At 63.2% G+C, this 17,229-nt stretch carries 15 protein-coding genes and 2 pseudogenes; 14 read left to right on the top strand and 3 right to left on the bottom strand.

All coding sequences use genetic code 11. From position 1 onward, the window contains the following. Nucleotides 1-32: 32 nt before the first annotated feature. The 4 genes from pdxH to MESS2_RS03075 all read left to right on the top strand — a co-directional run bounded on the left by pdxH (nucleotide 33) and on the right by MESS2_RS03075 (nucleotide 1,988). On the top strand, nucleotides 33-650 hold the full coding sequence (gene pdxH / locus MESS2_RS03090; RefSeq protein WP_008872606.1) for a pyridoxamine 5'-phosphate oxidase: 618 nt from the start codon (nucleotides 33-35) through the stop codon (nucleotides 648-650). 66 nt (nucleotides 651-716) lie between these two features. After that, nucleotides 717-1,349 (top strand): LysE family translocator, encoded by a 633-nt coding sequence (locus MESS2_RS03085; protein ID WP_008872605.1) that lies wholly within the window; start codon nucleotides 717-719, stop codon nucleotides 1,347-1,349. A gap of 103 nt (nucleotides 1,350-1,452) precedes the next feature. Then, a complete protein-coding gene (locus MESS2_RS03080) occupies nucleotides 1,453-1,698 on the top strand; it encodes a CopG family ribbon-helix-helix protein (protein WP_036241144.1) in 246 nt (81 codons plus the stop codon). Further along, nucleotides 1,695-1,988, top strand: a complete 294-nt coding sequence (locus MESS2_RS03075; protein ID WP_008872603.1) for a type II toxin-antitoxin system RelE/ParE family toxin — start codon at nucleotides 1,695-1,697, stop codon at nucleotides 1,986-1,988. Before MESS2_RS03080 ends, MESS2_RS03075 begins: the two co-directional genes overlap by 4 nt. A 36-nt stretch (nucleotides 1,989-2,024) precedes the next feature. Here MESS2_RS03075 and MESS2_RS03070 read toward each other — a convergent pair whose 3' ends face one another. Next, on the bottom strand, nucleotides 2,025-2,780 hold the full coding sequence (locus MESS2_RS03070; RefSeq protein WP_008872602.1) for a crotonase/enoyl-CoA hydratase family protein: 756 nt from the start codon (nucleotides 2,778-2,780) through the stop codon (nucleotides 2,025-2,027). Between the two features lie 32 nt (nucleotides 2,781-2,812). Next, nucleotides 2,813-4,579 (bottom strand): acyl-CoA dehydrogenase family protein, encoded by a 1,767-nt coding sequence (locus MESS2_RS03065; RefSeq protein WP_008872601.1) that lies wholly within the window; start codon nucleotides 4,577-4,579, stop codon nucleotides 2,813-2,815. A 205-nt stretch (nucleotides 4,580-4,784) separates the two neighbouring features. On the opposite strand from MESS2_RS03065, the pseudogene MESS2_RS30560 reads away from it, so the two are divergent. The 4 genes and pseudogenes from MESS2_RS30560 to MESS2_RS03050 all read left to right on the top strand — a co-directional run bounded on the left by MESS2_RS30560 (nucleotide 4,785) and on the right by MESS2_RS03050 (nucleotide 7,195). Beyond that, nucleotides 4,785-5,020, top strand: a pseudogene (locus MESS2_RS30560) (hypothetical protein). Nucleotides 5,021-5,105: 85 nt separating this feature from the next. After that, nucleotides 5,106-5,399 (top strand): type II toxin-antitoxin system TacA family antitoxin, encoded by a 294-nt coding sequence (locus MESS2_RS03060; protein ID WP_008872600.1) that lies wholly within the window; start codon nucleotides 5,106-5,108, stop codon nucleotides 5,397-5,399. Nucleotides 5,400-5,461: 62 nt separating this feature from the next. Further along, the gene (locus tag MESS2_RS03055; RefSeq protein WP_157357597.1) at nucleotides 5,462-5,899 is read left to right on the top strand and encodes a GNAT family N-acetyltransferase; all 438 of its coding nucleotides are present in this window, start codon (nucleotides 5,462-5,464) and stop codon (nucleotides 5,897-5,899) included. 189 nt (nucleotides 5,900-6,088) lie between these two features. Beyond that, entirely contained in the window at nucleotides 6,089-7,195 is a 1,107-nt protein-coding gene (locus tag MESS2_RS03050) for a glycoside hydrolase family 25 protein (RefSeq protein WP_008872598.1), read from the top strand. A 9-nt stretch (nucleotides 7,196-7,204) separates the two neighbouring features. On the opposite strand, the gene MESS2_RS03045 is transcribed toward MESS2_RS03050, so the two are convergent. Next, the gene (locus MESS2_RS03045) at nucleotides 7,205-8,080 is read right to left on the bottom strand and encodes an AraC family transcriptional regulator (protein ID WP_008872597.1); all 876 of its coding nucleotides are present in this window, start codon (nucleotides 8,078-8,080) and stop codon (nucleotides 7,205-7,207) included. A gap of 212 nt (nucleotides 8,081-8,292) precedes the next feature. Between MESS2_RS03045 and melA (MESS2_RS03040) the strand changes: the two genes are divergently transcribed. The 6 genes and pseudogenes from melA (MESS2_RS03040) (at nucleotide 8,293) to melA (MESS2_RS03015) (ending at nucleotide 17,227) form a co-directional block, all read left to right on the top strand. Further along, nucleotides 8,293-9,759, top strand: a complete 1,467-nt coding sequence (gene melA, locus MESS2_RS03040) for an alpha-glucosidase/alpha-galactosidase (protein ID WP_008872596.1) — start codon at nucleotides 8,293-8,295, stop codon at nucleotides 9,757-9,759. A 60-nt stretch (nucleotides 9,760-9,819) separates the two neighbouring features. Beyond that, nucleotides 9,820-11,904: an ABC transporter substrate-binding protein gene (locus tag MESS2_RS03035; protein ID WP_008872595.1), complete on the top strand. Its 2,085-nt coding sequence runs from the start codon at nucleotides 9,820-9,822 to the stop codon at nucleotides 11,902-11,904. 112 nt (nucleotides 11,905-12,016) lie between these two features. Then, nucleotides 12,017-13,022: pseudogene (locus tag MESS2_RS03030) on the top strand (ABC transporter permease). Next, complete coding sequence (locus MESS2_RS03025; RefSeq protein WP_008872592.1) at nucleotides 13,023-14,159, top strand: ABC transporter permease; 1,137 nt, start codon at nucleotides 13,023-13,025, stop codon at nucleotides 14,157-14,159. Between the two features lie 10 nt (nucleotides 14,160-14,169). After that, on the top strand, nucleotides 14,170-15,837 hold the full coding sequence (locus tag MESS2_RS03020; RefSeq protein WP_008872591.1) for an ABC transporter ATP-binding protein: 1,668 nt from the start codon (nucleotides 14,170-14,172) through the stop codon (nucleotides 15,835-15,837). Nucleotides 15,838-15,856: 19 nt separating this feature from the next. Further along, entirely contained in the window at nucleotides 15,857-17,227 is a 1,371-nt protein-coding gene (gene melA / locus MESS2_RS03015; RefSeq protein ID WP_008872590.1) for an alpha-glucosidase/alpha-galactosidase, read from the top strand. Nucleotides 17,228-17,229 lie beyond the last annotated feature (2 nt).

Raw genomic sequence — 17,229 nt, 5'->3', positions numbered from 1 at the left:
TCCCCAGCCAGCGATCAGGATTTGGAAAAACTATGAGCGAAACCGGGTTAACAAGCGGTGACTTTACCGAGGTTGCCGAGCCGTTCCGCCTTTTTGCCGCATGGCTCGAGGATGCAACGAAGAGCGAGATCAACGATGCCAACGGCGTGGCGCTGGCGACCGTCGATGCCGAGGGCATGCCGGATGTGCGCATGGTGCTGCTCAAGGGGTTCGATGAAAGCGGGTTTGTCTTCTACACGAATTTCGAGAGCGCCAAGGGCCAAGAGATTCTTGGCAGCATGAAGGCGGCGATGTGCTTCCATTGGAAGTCGCTGCGCCGGCAGGTGCGCGTGCGCGGGCCAGTGGAAATCGTCACCGAGGCGGAAGCTGATGCCTATTATGCGACGCGCCCGCGCGGCAGCCGTATCGGCGCCTGGGCGTCGAAACAGTCGCGGCCGCTGGAAAGCCGCTTCGCGCTGGAAAAGGCCGTTGCCGAATACACGGCGCGCTATCCGATCGGAGAAATTCCGCGGCCAAAACACTGGTCGGGCTTCCGTATCGTGCCACGGACGATCGAGTTCTGGCACGACCGGCCGTTCCGGCTGCACGACCGCATCGTCTTTTCCCGCAATGCCCAAGGCGGCTGGGACAAGACGAGGCTTTATCCGTAGCAGGTTTTTCCAAGGCCGTGCGGCAAGACAGGACCCTGTGCCGCGCCGGTCGCAAAGAGGTGATCCATGAGCCTGTTCCTGGCCTTTCTCGGCGTCTCGTTCGTCATCCTCGCCACGCCCGGACCGGACACGGCCATCACCATCCGCAACGCACTTCTCGGTGGCCGCGCCGGCGGCGTGTTTACCGCGCTCGGCATCGCCGGCGCCCAGACGATCTGGGCGCTGGCCACCAGTGCCGGCATTGTCGCCCTGCTGGTGGCTTCGGAACCGCTTTTCCTGACCGTCAAATATGCCGGCGCCGCCTATCTGATCTATCTCGGCGTCAAGGCGCTGCAGGAGGCTTGGCGGCCGTCCCATCAGGCGGAGGGAGCGGCCATCGCCAAGCCTTCGCGGCGGCTGACGGCGGCAAGCGCCTTTCGCCAGGGCCTGATCAGCGATCTCGGCAATCCGAAGATGGCGGTGTTCTTCGCCAGCCTTTTGCCTCAGTTCGTGCCGCCCGGTGGGGAAAGCTTCGCGGCATTGCTTGGTCTGGGAGCGGTCTTTGCCGTCATGACCTTCGTCTGGCTGACGCTTTACGCGACGGTCGTCGCCAAGGCGGGCGATTTCCTGCGCCGGCCATCGATCCGCCGCGTCATCGAGGGCGTGACCGGAGTGGTGCTGGTCAGCCTCGGCATCCGCATTGCGGCCGAGCACCGCTAGATGGAGTGCACTTTCACCGATTGTCCTGGATGCCTCAGGGCAATCCTTGACGAACCACCTTGGTTCACTAATAATCATAGTGAACCAAATGAAAGTTATGACCATGACGGCTTTTACCGTGCGCGTCCCGGACGAAACCGCGAACAGGCTTGACCAGCTTGCCGAAAAGCTCGACCGCTCGCGATCCTATGTGGCTGCGCAGGCCATTGAGGACTTTGTAACCCGTGAAGAATGGCAACTCGCCGAGATAGAAGCCGGGTTGGCCGAAGCCGAGCGCGGCGATTTTGCCAGTGATCGTGATGTAGCCGCCGTTGTGGGAAAATACGTCAAGTCCGCCCGCCAGGCATGAGCCGCAAAAGAATCCGCTGGACCAAGCGAGCGCTGCGGCGGCTTGACGAAATCGGAGCACATATCGAGAAGGACAACCCTGAAGCGGCCGCCCGAGTCATTGCGCGCATCGTGACGGCGGCGGAACATCTCGCCGAGCAACCGGCCATGGGGCGCATAGGGCGCATCAAGGCGACGCGGGAACTCGTTTTGGTTGATATTCCGTATATCGTCCCCTATCGCATCAACGGCGACACCGTCGAAATCGTCACCGTCATGCACGCCGCCCAGCGGTGGCCGCAGACCCTGTAAAGTCGGCCATGGCCGCGTCACCAGGCCACTCTGCCTTCAGCCTGCCTTCTTTCTGGTCATGAAGGCCGTCAGCGCGACGCGAGCCTCGTCGGATTTGAGACGCTCGCGGAAATGGGCGCTCTCCTCGCCGATGCGGGCGACAAGGTCTTCGCGGGAGCCGCGCATCAGGTCACGCGCGATCTTCAGTGCCTGCGGCGGCTTGGCGGCGATCTGGGCGGCGGCGGCCAGCACCGAGGCTTCGAGCGCCTCTTCCTCGACAACCTCGTAGATCAGCCCGGCGGCCTTCGCACGCTCGGCGGAAAAGCCTTCGCCGAGACCAAGCAGCGCGAAGGCGCCTTGCCGGCCGAGCACCTGCGGTGCGAGCAGGCTGGACCCTGCCTCGGGCACCAGGCCGAGATCGACGAAGGGTGTACGGAATACGGTGCGCGGCGTGGCGAAGGTGAGGTCGCAATGCAAGTTGAGCGTGGTGCCGATGCCAACGGCGATACCGTCGACGCCGGAGACCATGGGTTTTTCCACCCTGGCCAGCGCCATCAGGAAATCCCAGACTTCGGTGCCGCCTTCGCCGCCGGTGGCGACAACCATGAAATCGGCAAGATCGTTGCCGGACGAGAAGGCGCCGGGCACGCCAAGGAAAACATGGACGCGAACCGCCGGATCGGCGTCGCCTTCGGCAAGGGCTGCCGACATTGTCGCATACATGGCGCGCGTCAGGGCATTCTTCTTGTCCGGGCGGTTCATGCGGATGATCTGGACGGCGCCCTGGCGCTCGACGAGGATATTGTCTGTCACGGTTTTTCCTTGTGAACGTCGGACTGGGAAATTCAGGTAGAAATCAGCGCCTTGCCGGCGTCGGCAAGGCTTTCGGCGCCGCCAATGACGCGCTCCTTCAGCGCGCGCACCTCGCCAAGCAGGTTTTCGGCAAAGAAGCGGCATAGCGGCAGGCGGCCTTGGTCGGCAAGCGCGCCGCGCGCCAGATAGGCGCCGCCGGCGGCAAGCGAGAACAGCCTGAGATAGGGCGTGGCGCCGGCCAGCGCCGCGTCCGAACGACCGTCGGCGAGCAGCCCTTGCAGGAAGCGCGTCGCTTCAGTGAGGTCGTCCAGCGCCTGGTCGAGGCTGTCCGCCGTGCGGCCAAAATCCCTGAGGTTCGAGGTCCGCACGGAATTGGCCACCGCCGCCAGTTCGGCAATGTAGCCATGCACGTGCTCGCCGCCGCCGAGCGGCAATTTGCGCGCCACCAGATCGATCGCCTGGATGCCGTTGGTGCCTTCGTAGATCGGCGCGATGCGGGCGTCGCGATAAAGCGCTGCCGCGCCCGTCTCCTCGATGAACCCCATGCCGCCATGCACCTGCAGCCCAAGCGAGGCAATCTCGACACCGACATCGGTGGAGAAGGCCTTGGCCAGCGGCGTCAGCAGATTGGCGCGGTCGCGCCAATGCGCGGCGTCGCCGTGCGAGACCCGCGCGCAATCGATGGCATGCGCGCAGGAATAGCTGATGGCCCGCGCAATCTGCGTCAGCGCCTTCATGGTCAAGAGATTGCGCTGCACATCGGGGTGATGAACGATCGGCGCCATGCCGGGCCCGCCATAGGTCGCGGCCTTGCCTTGCCGGCGTTCATTGGCGTAGGCGATCGCCTTCTGCGTCGCCATCTCGGCGACCGCGACGCCCTGCATGCCAATGGCAAGGCGGGCGTTGTTCATCATGGTGAACATGCAGGCGAGGCCCCTGTTCTCCTCGCCGACCAGCCAGCCGATCGCGCCAGGCGACGCCCCTTCGAAACCATCGCCATAGATCATGGTGCAGGTCGGCGAGGCGTGGATACCGAGCTTGTGCTCCAGCCCGGAGCAGAAGACGTCGTTGCGCGCGCCGAGCGTACCATCGTCGCCAACCAGGAATTTCGGCACCAGGAACAGCGAAATGCCGCGCGTGCCGGCCGGCGCGTCCGGCAGCCGCGCCAGCACCAGATGGACGATGTTGTCGGTGAGGTCGTGCTCGCCATAGGTGATGAATATCTTCTGGCCGAAGATACGATAGGTGTCGTCGCCGGCCGGCTCGGCGCGGGCACGCAAGGCATTCAGATCCGAGCCCGCCTGCGGCTCGGTCAGGTTCATCGTGCCCATCCATTCGCCGGAGACGAGCTTTTCTAGATATTTGGCCTTCAGCGCCTGCGACGCGTGCTTGTCGAGCGCTTCGACCGCGCCCATGGTCAGCGTCGGGCCTAGGCCGAAGGCCATGGCGGCGGAGTTCCACATTTCAAGCGCGGCAACGCCGAGCATGGTCGGCAGGCCCTGGCCGCCGAATTCCTCCGGCGCCGACAGCGCGTTCCAGCCGCCATCGATCCAGCGGCGATAAAGCGCCTTCCAACCTGGCGGCATGGTGACGGCAGCATCCTTCAGCACGGCACCTTGTTCGTCACCGACCTTGTAGAGCAGCGCCACCTCCTCGCTGGCGAAGCGGCCGGCTTCCGCCAGAATGGCATCGACGAGGTCTTCGCCCAGGTCGCCAAAGGTGCCTGCGTCGAGCGCCGGCTTCAGGCCAGCCACGTGCTTCAACGTGAAGGCGATGTCCTCGACCGGTGCCCGATACATGCCGCTTTGTCCTCCTCAAACTGGCGGGTCAACCTAAGACCGCAGGCGATGCAAAACCATCGGTCTTTGGGTTGCTCCTCCATCTTCTTTTTACGTAAACGTCAAATTTTGTCACGCGGATTTTGCAAATGCCGCGGCGCACGCTAAATTCAGCAAAGCCGGATCAAGCTCGCCCGGCGGAAGACCCTTGGATTGGAACCGCGCCATGCTGGCCAGACCTGACGCCTATCGCTGCATCGAATGCGGCCTGCCCTATCGGGCGACGGGCTTTTCCTACTATCATGGCATATCGAAAACGGCGCCGCCTACTGGGCGGATCGCGGTATCTTGTGTTCGCCGCAATGTTCGCTGGCCCACCATCGCAAACGCGCGGCCGAGGGGACGCTGCCGCAAGCGCCAGCGCCCGACCCATTCGAAATCCAGCCGTTTTCGCGCCGTTGACGGCCCGGCCAGCGATCATATTGGGAAAAGAACGAACTTGATATGTACGGCTATATACCGTACATTCGCATCAGAGGTGACTGTGATGCCAATGCCAAACCAACAGACCCGTACCGCCCGTCTCGAAGCTCGTATTTCGCCGGATATGCTGAACCTGGTGAAACGTGCCGCCGAAATCCAGGGACGCAGTGTCAGCGACTTCGTGGTCGCAGCCGCTCAAGAGGCGGCGCAGCGCACTATCGAGAATACCGCCATTCTGCGTATTTCCATCGAGGATCAGCGCGCCATGATGGAGGCGATCCTCAATCCGCCCGAGCCCAATGAAGCGCTGCGCAAGGCCGCCGACGCTCACAAACGGCTTGTCGTCGACTCGCATTGAATTTCGCCCTCATCATCGAATCGCTCGGCGGGTCGCATGCTCGCAAGGCGTTCAGCTGCGGCGTGTTGGCGCTCGACCGCTATATCCGGGAACAGGCCAGCCAGGATGTCAAACGCCGGGTCGGCAATTGCTTCGTTGCCGTGGATCGCGATGCAGGCGCCCTTGCCGGGTACTACACTTTGGCAGCGTCGAGCATACCGATCGCGTCCTTGCCTGAAGACCAGGCAAAACGCCTGCCGCATTATCCGATCCTGCCCGCCATATTGATCGGCAGGCTGGCAGTCGATGCCAGATACCAGGGGCGGCAGGTCGGATCGGCGCTGATCGTGGATGCGCTGCGACGCAGCGTTGGTGCTGCTCCGGCAGCCTTCGCGTTGATTGTCGATGCCAAGGATGACCAGGCGGCCGCTTTCTATCGCAGGCATGGCTTCACCCCATTTCTGAGCCGCCCGCTATCGCTGTTCCTGCCCATAGCGACAGCGTTGAAGCTATTTGGCTGACTATCATGCTCTTGTTCTCAAAGGTGCCACAATGATCCTTTCGCCAACCCCAACTCAGCCTCTTGCGCACCCGAAGCATTTCCTTAACCATGGCGGTTCAGGATCGGTGTTTGGTCAGCGGGGATTCCCTGTTTGAAAAAACCGGCGCACCCACTTCGCCGCTCGGCACTTTTCGCCCTCATCGCGGCGATGGCGCTGACGCCGGCGGCAAAGGCCTCGGATTTCTCCGAGCCGTGGAAGGATGCCGACCGGGCGCTGGTCATCGACGCCTATGAGTACAATCCGATCGACTGGGGCCAACTTGCCACCGACAAGCGGATCGTCGGCTTCATCAACAAGGCGTCCGACGGGATGCCGCCGCCCTATTTCTGTTTCGGCGACGAGACCGGGGCGCGGCTCTGCAAGACACTGTGGAAGCGCTATGCGGTGGCGCGCGAGTTGTTCCAGACGCGCAAGGTTGTGGCCAAGGCGCTCGGCCTGAAATGGGGCGCCTATCACCTCGCCCGCCCCGGCAATCCGATCGGACAGGCCAACAACTTCATCGATTTCGCCCAACCCGAGCCTGACGACCTGCTTGCCCTCGACATCGAGGACGACGATCCCACGCAATGGATGTCGCTCGAGGATGCCGAGGAATTCGTGCGCCAGGTGCATCGGCGGATCGGCCGCTTTCCGGTGCTCTACACCAATGGCAGCACCGCCGGGCACATCGCCGACAACAGGTACAAGTACCGGCTGCTGTCGCGGCTGCCGCTCTGGTATGCACGCTACAAGCCCGACATCGGCGTGCACTTTCCGATGGGCAACTGGCAAGGCTACGCGCTGTGGCAGTTTTCGGCGAAGGCGAATTGCGGCCGCTTCCGCTGCCCCTACCGGGTCGCCGGCACGCCCACCGACATCGACGTCAACGTCGCGCCGGTGGATGCCGCGACACTGCGCGCGCAATGGCCCTTTGGCGAGCTGATCGACATGCAGCCGGATTACCTGGCCTCGATACCGCTGCCGCTTTCCCGCGAAGCCGCGCTCGCGGGCAATATCACCATCACCTACGCCACCGTGGCGACGCCGCCGAGCTTCGACGAGATGGTTGCGGTGTTCAGCGCGCGCTGGGCCAGATTCCGCGATGGCTTTCAGATGCCCGTCGTGACGGCGGCGCGGCGCCTGCCGAGCGGGATTGCCGAATATGTAGCCTGGATGCGGAAGGAAAAGCGCGCCGCATCGGCCTTTGAGGCCGCGCCTGCCACAAGCGATACGGTCAGCACCGCCTCGACCGAGTCTGATCGCGGCCTGCGCTGAAGCACCCGATCAGCGGCGGCTCCCCATGCTGGCGTACATGCCGGTGGTGCGGAACTGGCTGGGCGTAATGCCGTAGCAGCGTCGAAAGACCTTCGAAAAGTAATTCGCATCCTCGAAGCCGCACATGATGGCGACTTCCTTCACCGGCAGGAAATCCGCCTTTGTCAAAAGCTTGGCCGCGCGTTGCAACCGCTGCTGCAACACGAACTCGGCCGGCGGGATGCCTTCGCTGTCAGCGAAACAGCGTGAGAAATGCGCGCGGCTGAGACCGCTGATCTGGACGAGGTCCGCCACCGGCAGGGCCCTGTCGAGATTGGCGTTGATGTGGTCGATCACAGGCTGCATGGCGCTCTGTTTTTCGGCAAAGGCGTGCGAGCCGAAAACATCGTCATAGAGGGCCATCGCCGCCTCATAGGCGACGGCCGAAGCAGCACCCGGCGATGCCGCCCCCTTGATCAGACGCAGGCTGCAATCGGCAAGATGATCGATTGTCTCCGGCTGCAGCCGAAACACGGGGCCGGAGACGCCGAGGATCGATTTGTGGATGCGCAGCGCCTCCTCGCCGTTCATTGAGATCCAGAAATATTCCCAGCGCTCATCCCTGGCCAGCCAGTAGCGGTGATTGTGCGGCACCAGCACCAGCAGCGTGTCGTTCTTCTGCAGGCGGTAGTTGCGGCTCTCGTAGCGCAGCTGGCCGGTTCCGCTGATCGTGTGCTGCAGCACGGTGAACGGGGTCTGGCCGCGCTTTCGCCCGTCCCAGTCATAGGCTTCGTCTTCGCGCACTTCGTAGCCGGTGCTTGTCGGCATGGCGTGCAGGCGCTGGCGGCCGCGCGGCAGCGAGATCGTCCGCATCGACTGTCCGTTGGCGATCAGGTCTTGCAGCACAAAATTACCCTCGAAAGCATAATCCTTCTCTGGCCGCGCTTGCGAATAAGCGCATAATCCCTCCCCAGAGAACGCGAAGACCCGCGGTCGAGGAGCGGGCGGGGAGGAGAAGAAGCCGGATTCCGGCTAAAATGGCACGCGCGCCGTGGCGCGTAGCCTTATCCTCCCTTGCTGCTCCTTGCCTAGCATTCGATTGGATCGAGGTGAAGGTGATGAGCTTCAAAATCGCTATTATCGGCGCCGGCAGTGTCGGATTCACCAAGAAGCTGTTCACCGACATTTTGTGCGTGCCGGAGTTCAGGGATATCGAATTCGCGCTGACCGACGTCAGCGAGCACAATCTGCAGATGATCAAGGCGATTCTCGACAGGGTCGTCGCGGCGAACAAATTGCCGACAAAAGTGACGGCGACCACCGACCGACGCAAGGCGATCGAGGGCGCTTGCTACATCATCAGTTGTGTCAGGGTCGGCGGCCTCGAAGCCTATGCCGACGACATCCGCATTCCCCTGAAATACGGCATCGACCAATGCGTCGGCGACACGATCTGCGCCGGCGGCATTCTCTACGGCCAGCGCAACATTCCGGTGATCCTGGATTTCTGCAGGGACATTCGCGCGGTCGCCGAGACAAACGCGAAATTCCTCAACTATGCCAACCCGATGGCGATGAACACCTGGGCGGCCATCGAGTATGGCAAGGTCGACACGGTCGGGCTGTGCCACGGCGTCCAGCATGGCGCGGAACAGATCGCCGAGGTGCTGGGCGCGAAATCGCGGCAGGAGCTCGATTACGTCTGTTCCGGCATCAACCACCAGACCTGGTTCATCGATCTGCGCCTCAACGGCCGCTGCATCGGCAAGGACGAACTGATTGCCGCCTTCGAGGCGCACCCGGTCTATTCCAGGCAGGAAAAGCTGCGCATCGACGTGCTGAAGCGCTTCGGCGTCTATTCGACCGAAAGCAATGGCCACCTTTCCGAATACCTGCCCTGGTACCGCAAGCGGCCGGACGAAATCACGCGCTGGATCGACATGTCGGACTGGATCCATGGCGAGACGGGCGGCTATCTCCGCTATTCGACCGAGACCCGCAACTGGTTCGAGACGGAGTATCCGCAGTTCCTCGAAGCGGCGTCGAAGCCCATCGACGCGTCCAAGCGCTCCAACGAGCATGCCAGCCACATATTGGAAGCGCTGGAGACCAACCGCGTCTATCGCGGCCACTTCAACGTCAGGAACAACGGCGTCATCACCAACCTGCCGCAGGACGCCATCGTCGAGTCGCCCGGCTTCGTCGACCGTTTCGGCATCAACATGGCCGCCGGCATCACGCTGCCGGAGGCTTGTGCGGCCACCTGCATGGCGTCGATCAATGTCCAGCGCATGTCGGTGCATGCCGCGATCGCGGGCGATATCGATCTCTTGAAGCTCGCCGTGCTGCACGACCCGCTGGTTGGCGCGGTTTCGACGCCGGAAGAAGTCTGGCAGATGGTGGATGAGATGGTCGTCGCCCAGGCCGACTGGCTGCCGCAATATGCCGATGCGGTTCCGGCCGCCAGGGAGCGGCTTTCGAAATCAAGGGTGAAGACCCGCGAATGGGCAGGCGCGGCACGGCGCAATGTTCGCTCGATCGAGGAATTACGCGCCGAAAAGGCCGCGCTGAAGCAGGCCGGCTGACGCCTTCAAGGAGAAGCGGAGCAGCAGCAACAAAGACTTCGAAACACTTGGGAGGAGACCATGAGGAATTTACGCAGCATCGGCATTGTCGCGGGACTGGCGCTGAGCGTTTCCGTCCCGGCACTCAACGCATTCGCCTCGGAGCGGACGGTTCCACCGGCGCCGGCGCTGTTTCCGGCCGAGGGCAAGATCAGCTACGTGCCGCGCGACTCCATCCTGGAGTTCAAGGCGCTGCCCGAATATCACGAGCCGGACTGGGTCACCCAGAAATACGTCAAGACCGGCAAGCTGCCGCCGGTGAAGGACAGGCTGCCGAAGGAGCCGCTTGTCTTCAAGACGGCCAACATGCCGGACGGCATCGGCGTCTATGGCGATACGATGCGCCATGTCATCGGCGGCCGGCCGGAAGGCTGGAACTACGGCGCCGGCCAGACTCAGGGCTGGGGCGGTATCGATATCGGCCTTTCCGAATGCCTGACACGCACGGCGCCGCTGTTCCAGGTCGAGGCGAAGGACACCGAACCGTTGCCGAACCTGGCCAGGAGCTGGGACTGGTCGAGCGACGGCCACAAGCTGACCATGCGTCTGATCGAAGGCGCCAAATGGTCGGATGGCGCACCCTTCAACGCCGACGACGTCATGTTCTACTGGGACGATGAGGTCGTCGACCCGAACGTCTCGCCGCTGAACGGCGCGACGCAGGAGACCTTCGGCATCGGCACGACGCTGAAGAAGATCGACGACTACACCGTCGAGTGGACCTTCAAGGAAGCGTTTCCCAAGCAATACCTCTACGCCATGGCCTATGGCACTTTCTGCCCGGGCCCGGCACATATCCTGAAGCCGCAGCATCCGAAATATTCGAAAAACACCTACGACCAGTTCAAGAACGCCTTCCCGCCGGAATATATGAACATGCCGGTCATGGGCGCCTGGGTGCCGGTCGAATACCGGCCGGACGACATCATCGTCATGCGCCGCAACCCCTACTATTGGAAGGTCGACGAAAAGGGCAATCAGCTGCCCTACCTCAACGAGCTGCAATACAAGCTGTCGACCTGGGCCGACCGCGACGTCCAGGCGGTGGCCGGTTCGGGCGACTTCTCCAACCTCGAGCAACCGGAAAACTTCGTCGCCTCGCTGAAGCGCGCGGCGGAGGCGAATGCACCGGCCCGGCTCGCCTTCGGCCCACGGCTCATCGGCTACAATCTGCGCCTGAACTTTTCCGCCAATGGCTGGGGCAACCCCGACGAACGCGGCCAGGCGATCCGCGAGCTGAACCGCAACGACGACTTCCGCAAGGGGGTCACCATGGCGCTCGACCGCAAGGCGCTCGGCGACTCGCTGGTCAAGGGTCCGTTCACCGCCATCTATCCCGGCGGCTTCTCCTCGGGCACCAGCTTCTATGATCGCAATTCGACCGTCTACTACCCCTTCGATCTCGATGGCGCCAAGGCCGAACTCGCCAAGGCCGGCATCAAGGACACCGACGGCGACGGTTTCGTGAACTTCCCGGCCGGCACCGCCGGCGGCAAGAACGTCGAGATCGTGATGCTGGTCAACAACGACTACACCACTGACAAGAGCCTCGCCGAAGGTGTCGTCGCCCAGATGGAAAAACTAGGGCTGCGGGTTGTGCTGAACGGGCTCAACGGCACCCAGCGCGATGCCTCGCAATATTCCGGCCGCTTCGACTGGCTGATCAGGCGCAACGACCAGGAACTGACCTCCGTCGTGCAGAACACCGAGCAGCTTGCCCCGGTCGGTCCCAAGACCAGCTGGAACCACCGCGCGCCGGAAAGCGGCGAGGTCGACCTGATGCCGTTCGAGAAGGACCTCGTCGATATCGTCAACAAGTTCGTCTCGTCCGAAGACAATGACGAGCGCGCCAGCCTGATGAAAAACTTCCAGAAGATCTCGACGGAACACGTCTACAATGTCGGCCTGACGGAATATCCCGGGGCACTGATCATCAACAAGCGCTTCTCGAACATTCCGCAGGGCACGCCGATCTTCATGTTCAACTGGGCCGAGGATTCGATCGTCCGCGAACGGGTCTTTGTCGCGGCCGACAAGCAGGCCAAATACGAGTTGTTTCCCGAGGAGCTTCCCGGCAAGCCCGGAGACAAGGGCCCGATGGATTAGGTTTACCTCCCCTGACTGAGAACTCCGGCCGCGCCAGCTGGCGCGGCCGGACAAAGCCAACCTCCGTACGCTCAAAGGGAGCGACCGGCGAGACAAGGAAGCGGACCGTTAGATGCTGCGATTCCTGCTCACGCGCATAGCGTCGGCAATCCCGGTCCTCGCCATTTTGAGCCTGGTCACCTTCGCCATCATCCAGGCGCCGCCGGGCGACTATGCCGACTATATCCGCTCGCAGCTGATCAACCAGGGCGGCGCCTCATTCGCCGAGGCCGACGCCCAGGCCAAGGCCTATCGGATAGAACATGGTCTCGATAAGCCGCTGCCCGTCCAGTATCTCAACTGGATCGGCGGCATCGTCACCCGGGGCGATTTCGGCTACAGCCTCTATTACAACAAGCCGGTGGCCGATGTGGTGGGAGAGCGCCTGCCGCGCACGCTGCTTCTGGCGCTGGTGTGCCATCTGCTGGCCTCGGTGCTCGGCATCACCTTCGGCATATGGGCGGCGACCCGGCAATATTCCTGGATCGACTCGACGCTGTCGGCCATCTCCTTCCTCGGCATGACGGTGCCGCGCTTCCTGATGGCGCTGATCATCGTCTACCTGCTGGTCTTCCAGTTCAACGTCTCGGAGATCGGCAGCTTCTTCTCGCCGCAATATGGCGGCGCGCCATGGTCGTGGGCCAAGTTCGTCGACCTGGTGAAGCATGTCTGGCCAGTGGTGGCGATCGCGACCTTCGGCGGGCTCGCCTAACATGCGCGTCATGCGCGGCAACCTGCTCGACACGCTGAATGCGCAATATGTCGAAACGGCAAGGGCCAAGGGCCTGACCGGCAGCGCCGTCGTGATGCGCCACGCCGTGCCCAACGCTCTGCACCCGCTCGTCATGTATCAGGGCGTGGTGCTGCCCTATATGCTCACCGGCGAGATCGAGACAGCGATCATCTTCGCGCTGCCGACCGTCGGCCCGGCTATCGTCGGCTCGATGGCGGTCGGCGACGTCTATGTCACCGCGACCTTCATGATGGTGCTGTCGGCGACGCTGATCGTCGGCAACATCATCGCCGACATGTTGCTCGTGCTGCTCGATCCGCGCGTGCGCCAGTTCGGGGAGAGGTAGATGCTGGCGCGCGACACATCGCTGCCGCCGCCGGCCGAGGGAATCCCCGTAACCAAACCGGCGCGCGGCAATGAGAGCTATATCGCGCTCGTCTGGCGCCGGCTGAAGCGTTCCTGGACCGGCATGGCCGGGCTTTGCCTGGTCGTGCTGCTGCTGGTCATGACGGTGTTCGCCGAATTCCTGGCGCCGATGGACCCGAAGGCGACGGATGTAGGCTTCGCCCCGCCGCAAATGCCTGTTTTCCAGGACAAGGACGGCAATTTCGTCGCCCGGCCGAGGGTCTACGCGCTGGCCGATTCCGCCGATCTCGATCCGGTCACCTTCCAGCCCATCGTCGGGCCCGACTATGACAATCCGCGGCTGCTTGGCTTCTTCGTCGAGGGCGCGCCCTACAGGCTTTTCGGGCTCATTCCGGCGAACCGGCATTTCTTCGGCTCGCTGGATGGCCAGCCGGTGCATTTCCTCGGCACCGACAAGTTCGGCCGCGACGTGCTGTCGCGCGCCATCCAGGGCTCGCGCGTCTCGCTGATGATCGCGCTGACGGTCGTCTTCATCATCACCATCATCGGCACCACGGTCGGCATGGTCTCCGGCTATTTCGGCGGCAGGTTCGATGTCTGGATGCAGCGCTTCGTCGAACTGGTGCTCGCCTTCCCGCAACTGCCGCTCTATCTGGCGCTGACGACGCTGATCCCGGTCACCGCTCCGACCAACGTCTTCCTCGCCTTCGTCATCATCGTCATGTCGGCGCTCGGCTGGGCGCAGATGTCGCGCGAGGTGCGCGGCAAGACGCTGGCGCTGGCGCAGATCGAATATGTGCGCGCCGCCATGGCGGTCGGCGCCACCGACCGGCGCATCATCATGCAGCACATCTTCCCCAATGTGATGAGCCATGTGATCGTCGCCGTGACGCTGGCGATCCCGACGGTGGTGCTGCTGGAATCCTTCCTTGGTTTCCTCGGCTTCGCCGTCAAGCCGCCGCTGATCTCGTGGGGCCTCATGCTGCAGGACACCGCGACTTACTCGGTCATCGGCACCTATCCCTGGATCCTGTCGCCGGTCGGTTTCGTGCTCGTCACCGTCTTTGCCTTCAACGCACTCGGCGACGGTCTGCGCGATGCCGTCGATCCGTATTGAGGTGGCAGAGATGACCGTCGCACTCACTGAGCCCTTCGCACCAGCCGTCCGGTACGACCATGACGGGCGCCAGGATCAACCCGTCATCGACGCCCGCAATATCGAGGTCGCCTTCAAGGTCGAGCACGGCATCGTCGAAGCGGTCAAGGACGTCTCGTTCCAGCTTTATCGCGGCGAGACGATCGCCATCGTCGGCGAATCCGGTTCCGGCAAATCGGTGACGGCGCGCACCGTCATGGGGCTGCTGTCGCGGCGGGCCACGGTGTCGCCCAAATCGAGCGTCGAATACGACGGACAGAATATCCTGAAGTTCCCCGAGAGCGCCCGGCGCAAGCTGCGCGGCAACCGCATCTCGATGATCTTCCAGGAGCCGATGAGTTCGCTCAACCCGATCTACACGGTCGGCAGCCAGATCGTCGAAGCGATCAGGGTGCATCGCAAGGTCAGCCGCCGGGAGGCCTGGGCACAAGCGCTGGAACTGCTGCAGCATGTCCAGATTCCCGACCCCGCCGCGCGGCTCAAGCAATACCCGCACCAGCTCTCGGGCGGACAGCGCCAGCGGGTGATGATCGCCATGGCGCTGGCCAACGATCCCGACGTGCTGATCGCCGACGAGCCGACGACGGCGCTCGACGTCACGGTCCAGGCGCAGATCCTGAACCTGATCCGCAATCTGCAGAAAGAGCTGCGCATGGCGGTGATCCTGATCACCCACGACCTCACCGTGGTGCGCCAGTTCTCGGACTATGTCTATGTCATGCAGCACGGGGAAATGCGCGAGCACAACGTCACGGAACGGCTTTTCGCCGATCCGCAGCATCCCTATACGAGGCGGCTGCTTGCTTCCGAGCCGCGCGGGCGGCCGAAACCGCTGCCCGAGGGCTGCGGCACCATTCTCGAGGCGAGCGGCGTGCGCGTCTGCTTCATGCTGCGCCATGGCAGCTTCCTGAAACCGGACTGGCGCGAGTTGGTCGCCGTCGACGACCTCGACCTCAACCTGCGCCGCCATGAGACGCTGGGACTGGTCGGCGAATCCGGCTCCGGCAAGACCACCTTCGGCCAGACCCTGCTGCGGTTGACCGACGCCAAACGCGGCGAGATCCGCTTCGACGGCAAGCCGATCCACGACCTGTCACGGGCCGAGATGCGGCCGCTGCGTTCGCGCATGCAGATCGTCTTCCAGGATCCGTTCTCCTCGCTCAATCCGCGCATGACGATCGGCCAGATCATCGAGGAAGGACTGATCGTCAACAGCATAGGCGCGACGCGGCGCGAACGCATCGAACGGGTCGCCGAGGCGCTGGTCAGCGCCGGCATGCCCGGCGACATCCTGTCGCGATTTCCGCACGAATTTTCCGGCGGCCAGCGCCAGCGCATCGCGATCGCCCGCGCCATCGCGCTCGAACCCGAATTCATCCTGCTCGACGAGCCGACCTCGGCGCTGGACCTCTCCGTCCAGGCGCAGATCATCGATCTCCTGCGCAAGCTGCAGGACGAGCGCGGCCTCAGCTATCTCTTCATCTCGCACGACCTCAAGGTGGTGCGCGCGTTGTGCCACCGCGTCATCGTCATGCAGCACGGCAAGATCGTCGAGCAGGGACCCGTCGACGACGTCCTGTCCAATCCCAAGACCGCCTACACCGAACGGCTCGTCAGGGCCGCATTCGAAGTGGCCTGAACACATGCCGGAGGTTAGCGTGGCAAGAAATCCCAAGATCACTTTCATCGGCGCCGGCTCGACGGTGTTCATGAAGAACATCGTCGGCGACGTGCTGCAGCGGCCGTCGCTTGCGGGCGCGACGATCGCGCTGATGGACCTCAATCCGCAGCGGCTGGAAGAAAGCGCCGTCGTCGTCAACAAGCTGATCGCGACGCTCGGCGTGAAAGCCAAGGCCGAGACCTATTCCGACCAGCGCAAGGCGCTGGCGGGCGCCGATTTCGTCGTCGTCGCCTTCCAGATCGGCGGCTATGAGCCGTGCACCGTCACCGACTTCGAAGTGCCGAAGAAATACGGCCTGCGCCAGACGATCGCCGACACGCTCGGCGTCGGCGGCATCATGCGCGCCTTAAGGACCGTGCCGCATCTGTGGAAGGTCTGCGAGGACATGCTCGCCGTCTGTCCGCAGGCGATCTTGCTGCAGTACGTCAACCCGATGGCGATCAACACCTGGGCGATATCGGAGAAATATCCCGGCATCAAACAGGTCGGCCTCTGCCATTCGGTGCAGGGCACGGCGATGGAGCTGGCGCACGACCTCGACCTTCCCTACGAGGAGATCCGCTATCGCTCGGCCGGCATCAACCACATGGCCTTCTATCTGAAGTTCGAGCATCGCCAGCCGGACGGTTCCTATCGCGACCTCTATCCCGACCTCGTGCGCGCCTATCGCGAGGGCCGTGCGCCGAAGCCCGGCTGGAACCCGCGCTGCCCCAACAAGGTGCGCTACGAGATGCTGACGCGGCTGGGCTTCTTCGTCACCGAAAGCTCGGAGCATTTCGCCGAATACACGCCCTATTTCATCAAGCAAGGCCGCCCCGACCTGATCGAGAAATTCGGCATCCCGCTCGACGAATATCCGAAGCGCTGCATAGAACAGATCGAGCGCTGGAAGGGACAGGCGGAGGCCTACCGCTCGGCGGACCGGATCGAGGTCGAGGAGTCGAAGGAATATGCCTCCTCGATCATGAATTCGGTGTGGACCGGCGAGCCCTCGGTGATCTACGGCAACGTCCGCAACAATGGCTGCATCACTTCGCTGCCTCAGGACTGCGCGGCCGAGGTGCCGTGCCTGGTCGACGCCTCAGGCATCCAGCCGACCTATATCGGCGACCTGCCGCCGCAATTGACGGCGCTGATCCGCACCAACATCAATGTGCAGGAACTGACGGTTAAGGCGCTGATGACGGAAAACCGCGAGCACATCTACCATGCGGCGATGATGGATCCGCACACCGCGGCCGAGCTCGACCTCGACCAGATATGGTCGCTGGTCGATGATCTGCTCGCCGCTCATGGCGACTGGCTGCCGGCATGGGCACGAACCAAACGCAAGAACCAGGCGGCCTGATC

The organism is Mesorhizobium metallidurans STM 2683 (assembly GCF_000350085.1).
Classification (GTDB): domain Bacteria; phylum Pseudomonadota; class Alphaproteobacteria; order Rhizobiales; family Rhizobiaceae; genus Mesorhizobium; species Mesorhizobium metallidurans.
The sequence above is the reverse complement of the archived record's forward strand: the minus strand, read 5'-3'. Positions and strand labels throughout refer to the sequence as shown.

Coding starts and splice junctions, on each gene's coding strand:
- MESS2_RS03035 (WP_008872595.1), top strand. CDS start 9,820: ATGAGGAATTTACGCAGCATCGGCATTGTCGCGGGACTGGCGCTGAGC.
- pdxH (WP_008872606.1), top strand. CDS start 33: ATGAGCGAAACCGGGTTAACAAGCGGTGACTTTACCGAGGTTGCCGAG.
- MESS2_RS03085 (WP_008872605.1), top strand. CDS start 717: ATGAGCCTGTTCCTGGCCTTTCTCGGCGTCTCGTTCGTCATCCTCGCC.
- MESS2_RS03060 (WP_008872600.1), top strand. CDS start 5,106: ATGCCAATGCCAAACCAACAGACCCGTACCGCCCGTCTCGAAGCTCGT.
- MESS2_RS03050 (WP_008872598.1), top strand. CDS start 6,089: ATGGCGCTGACGCCGGCGGCAAAGGCCTCGGATTTCTCCGAGCCGTGG.
- MESS2_RS03025 (WP_008872592.1), top strand. CDS start 13,023: ATGCTGGCGCGCGACACATCGCTGCCGCCGCCGGCCGAGGGAATCCCC.
- MESS2_RS03020 (WP_008872591.1), top strand. CDS start 14,170: ATGACCGTCGCACTCACTGAGCCCTTCGCACCAGCCGTCCGGTACGAC.
- MESS2_RS03065 (WP_008872601.1), bottom strand. CDS start 4,579: ATGTATCGGGCACCGGTCGAGGACATCGCCTTCACGTTGAAGCACGTG.
- MESS2_RS03075 (WP_008872603.1), top strand. CDS start 1,695: ATGAGCCGCAAAAGAATCCGCTGGACCAAGCGAGCGCTGCGGCGGCTT.
- MESS2_RS03080 (WP_036241144.1), top strand. CDS start 1,453: ATGACGGCTTTTACCGTGCGCGTCCCGGACGAAACCGCGAACAGGCTT.
- melA (WP_008872596.1), top strand. CDS start 8,293: ATGAGCTTCAAAATCGCTATTATCGGCGCCGGCAGTGTCGGATTCACC.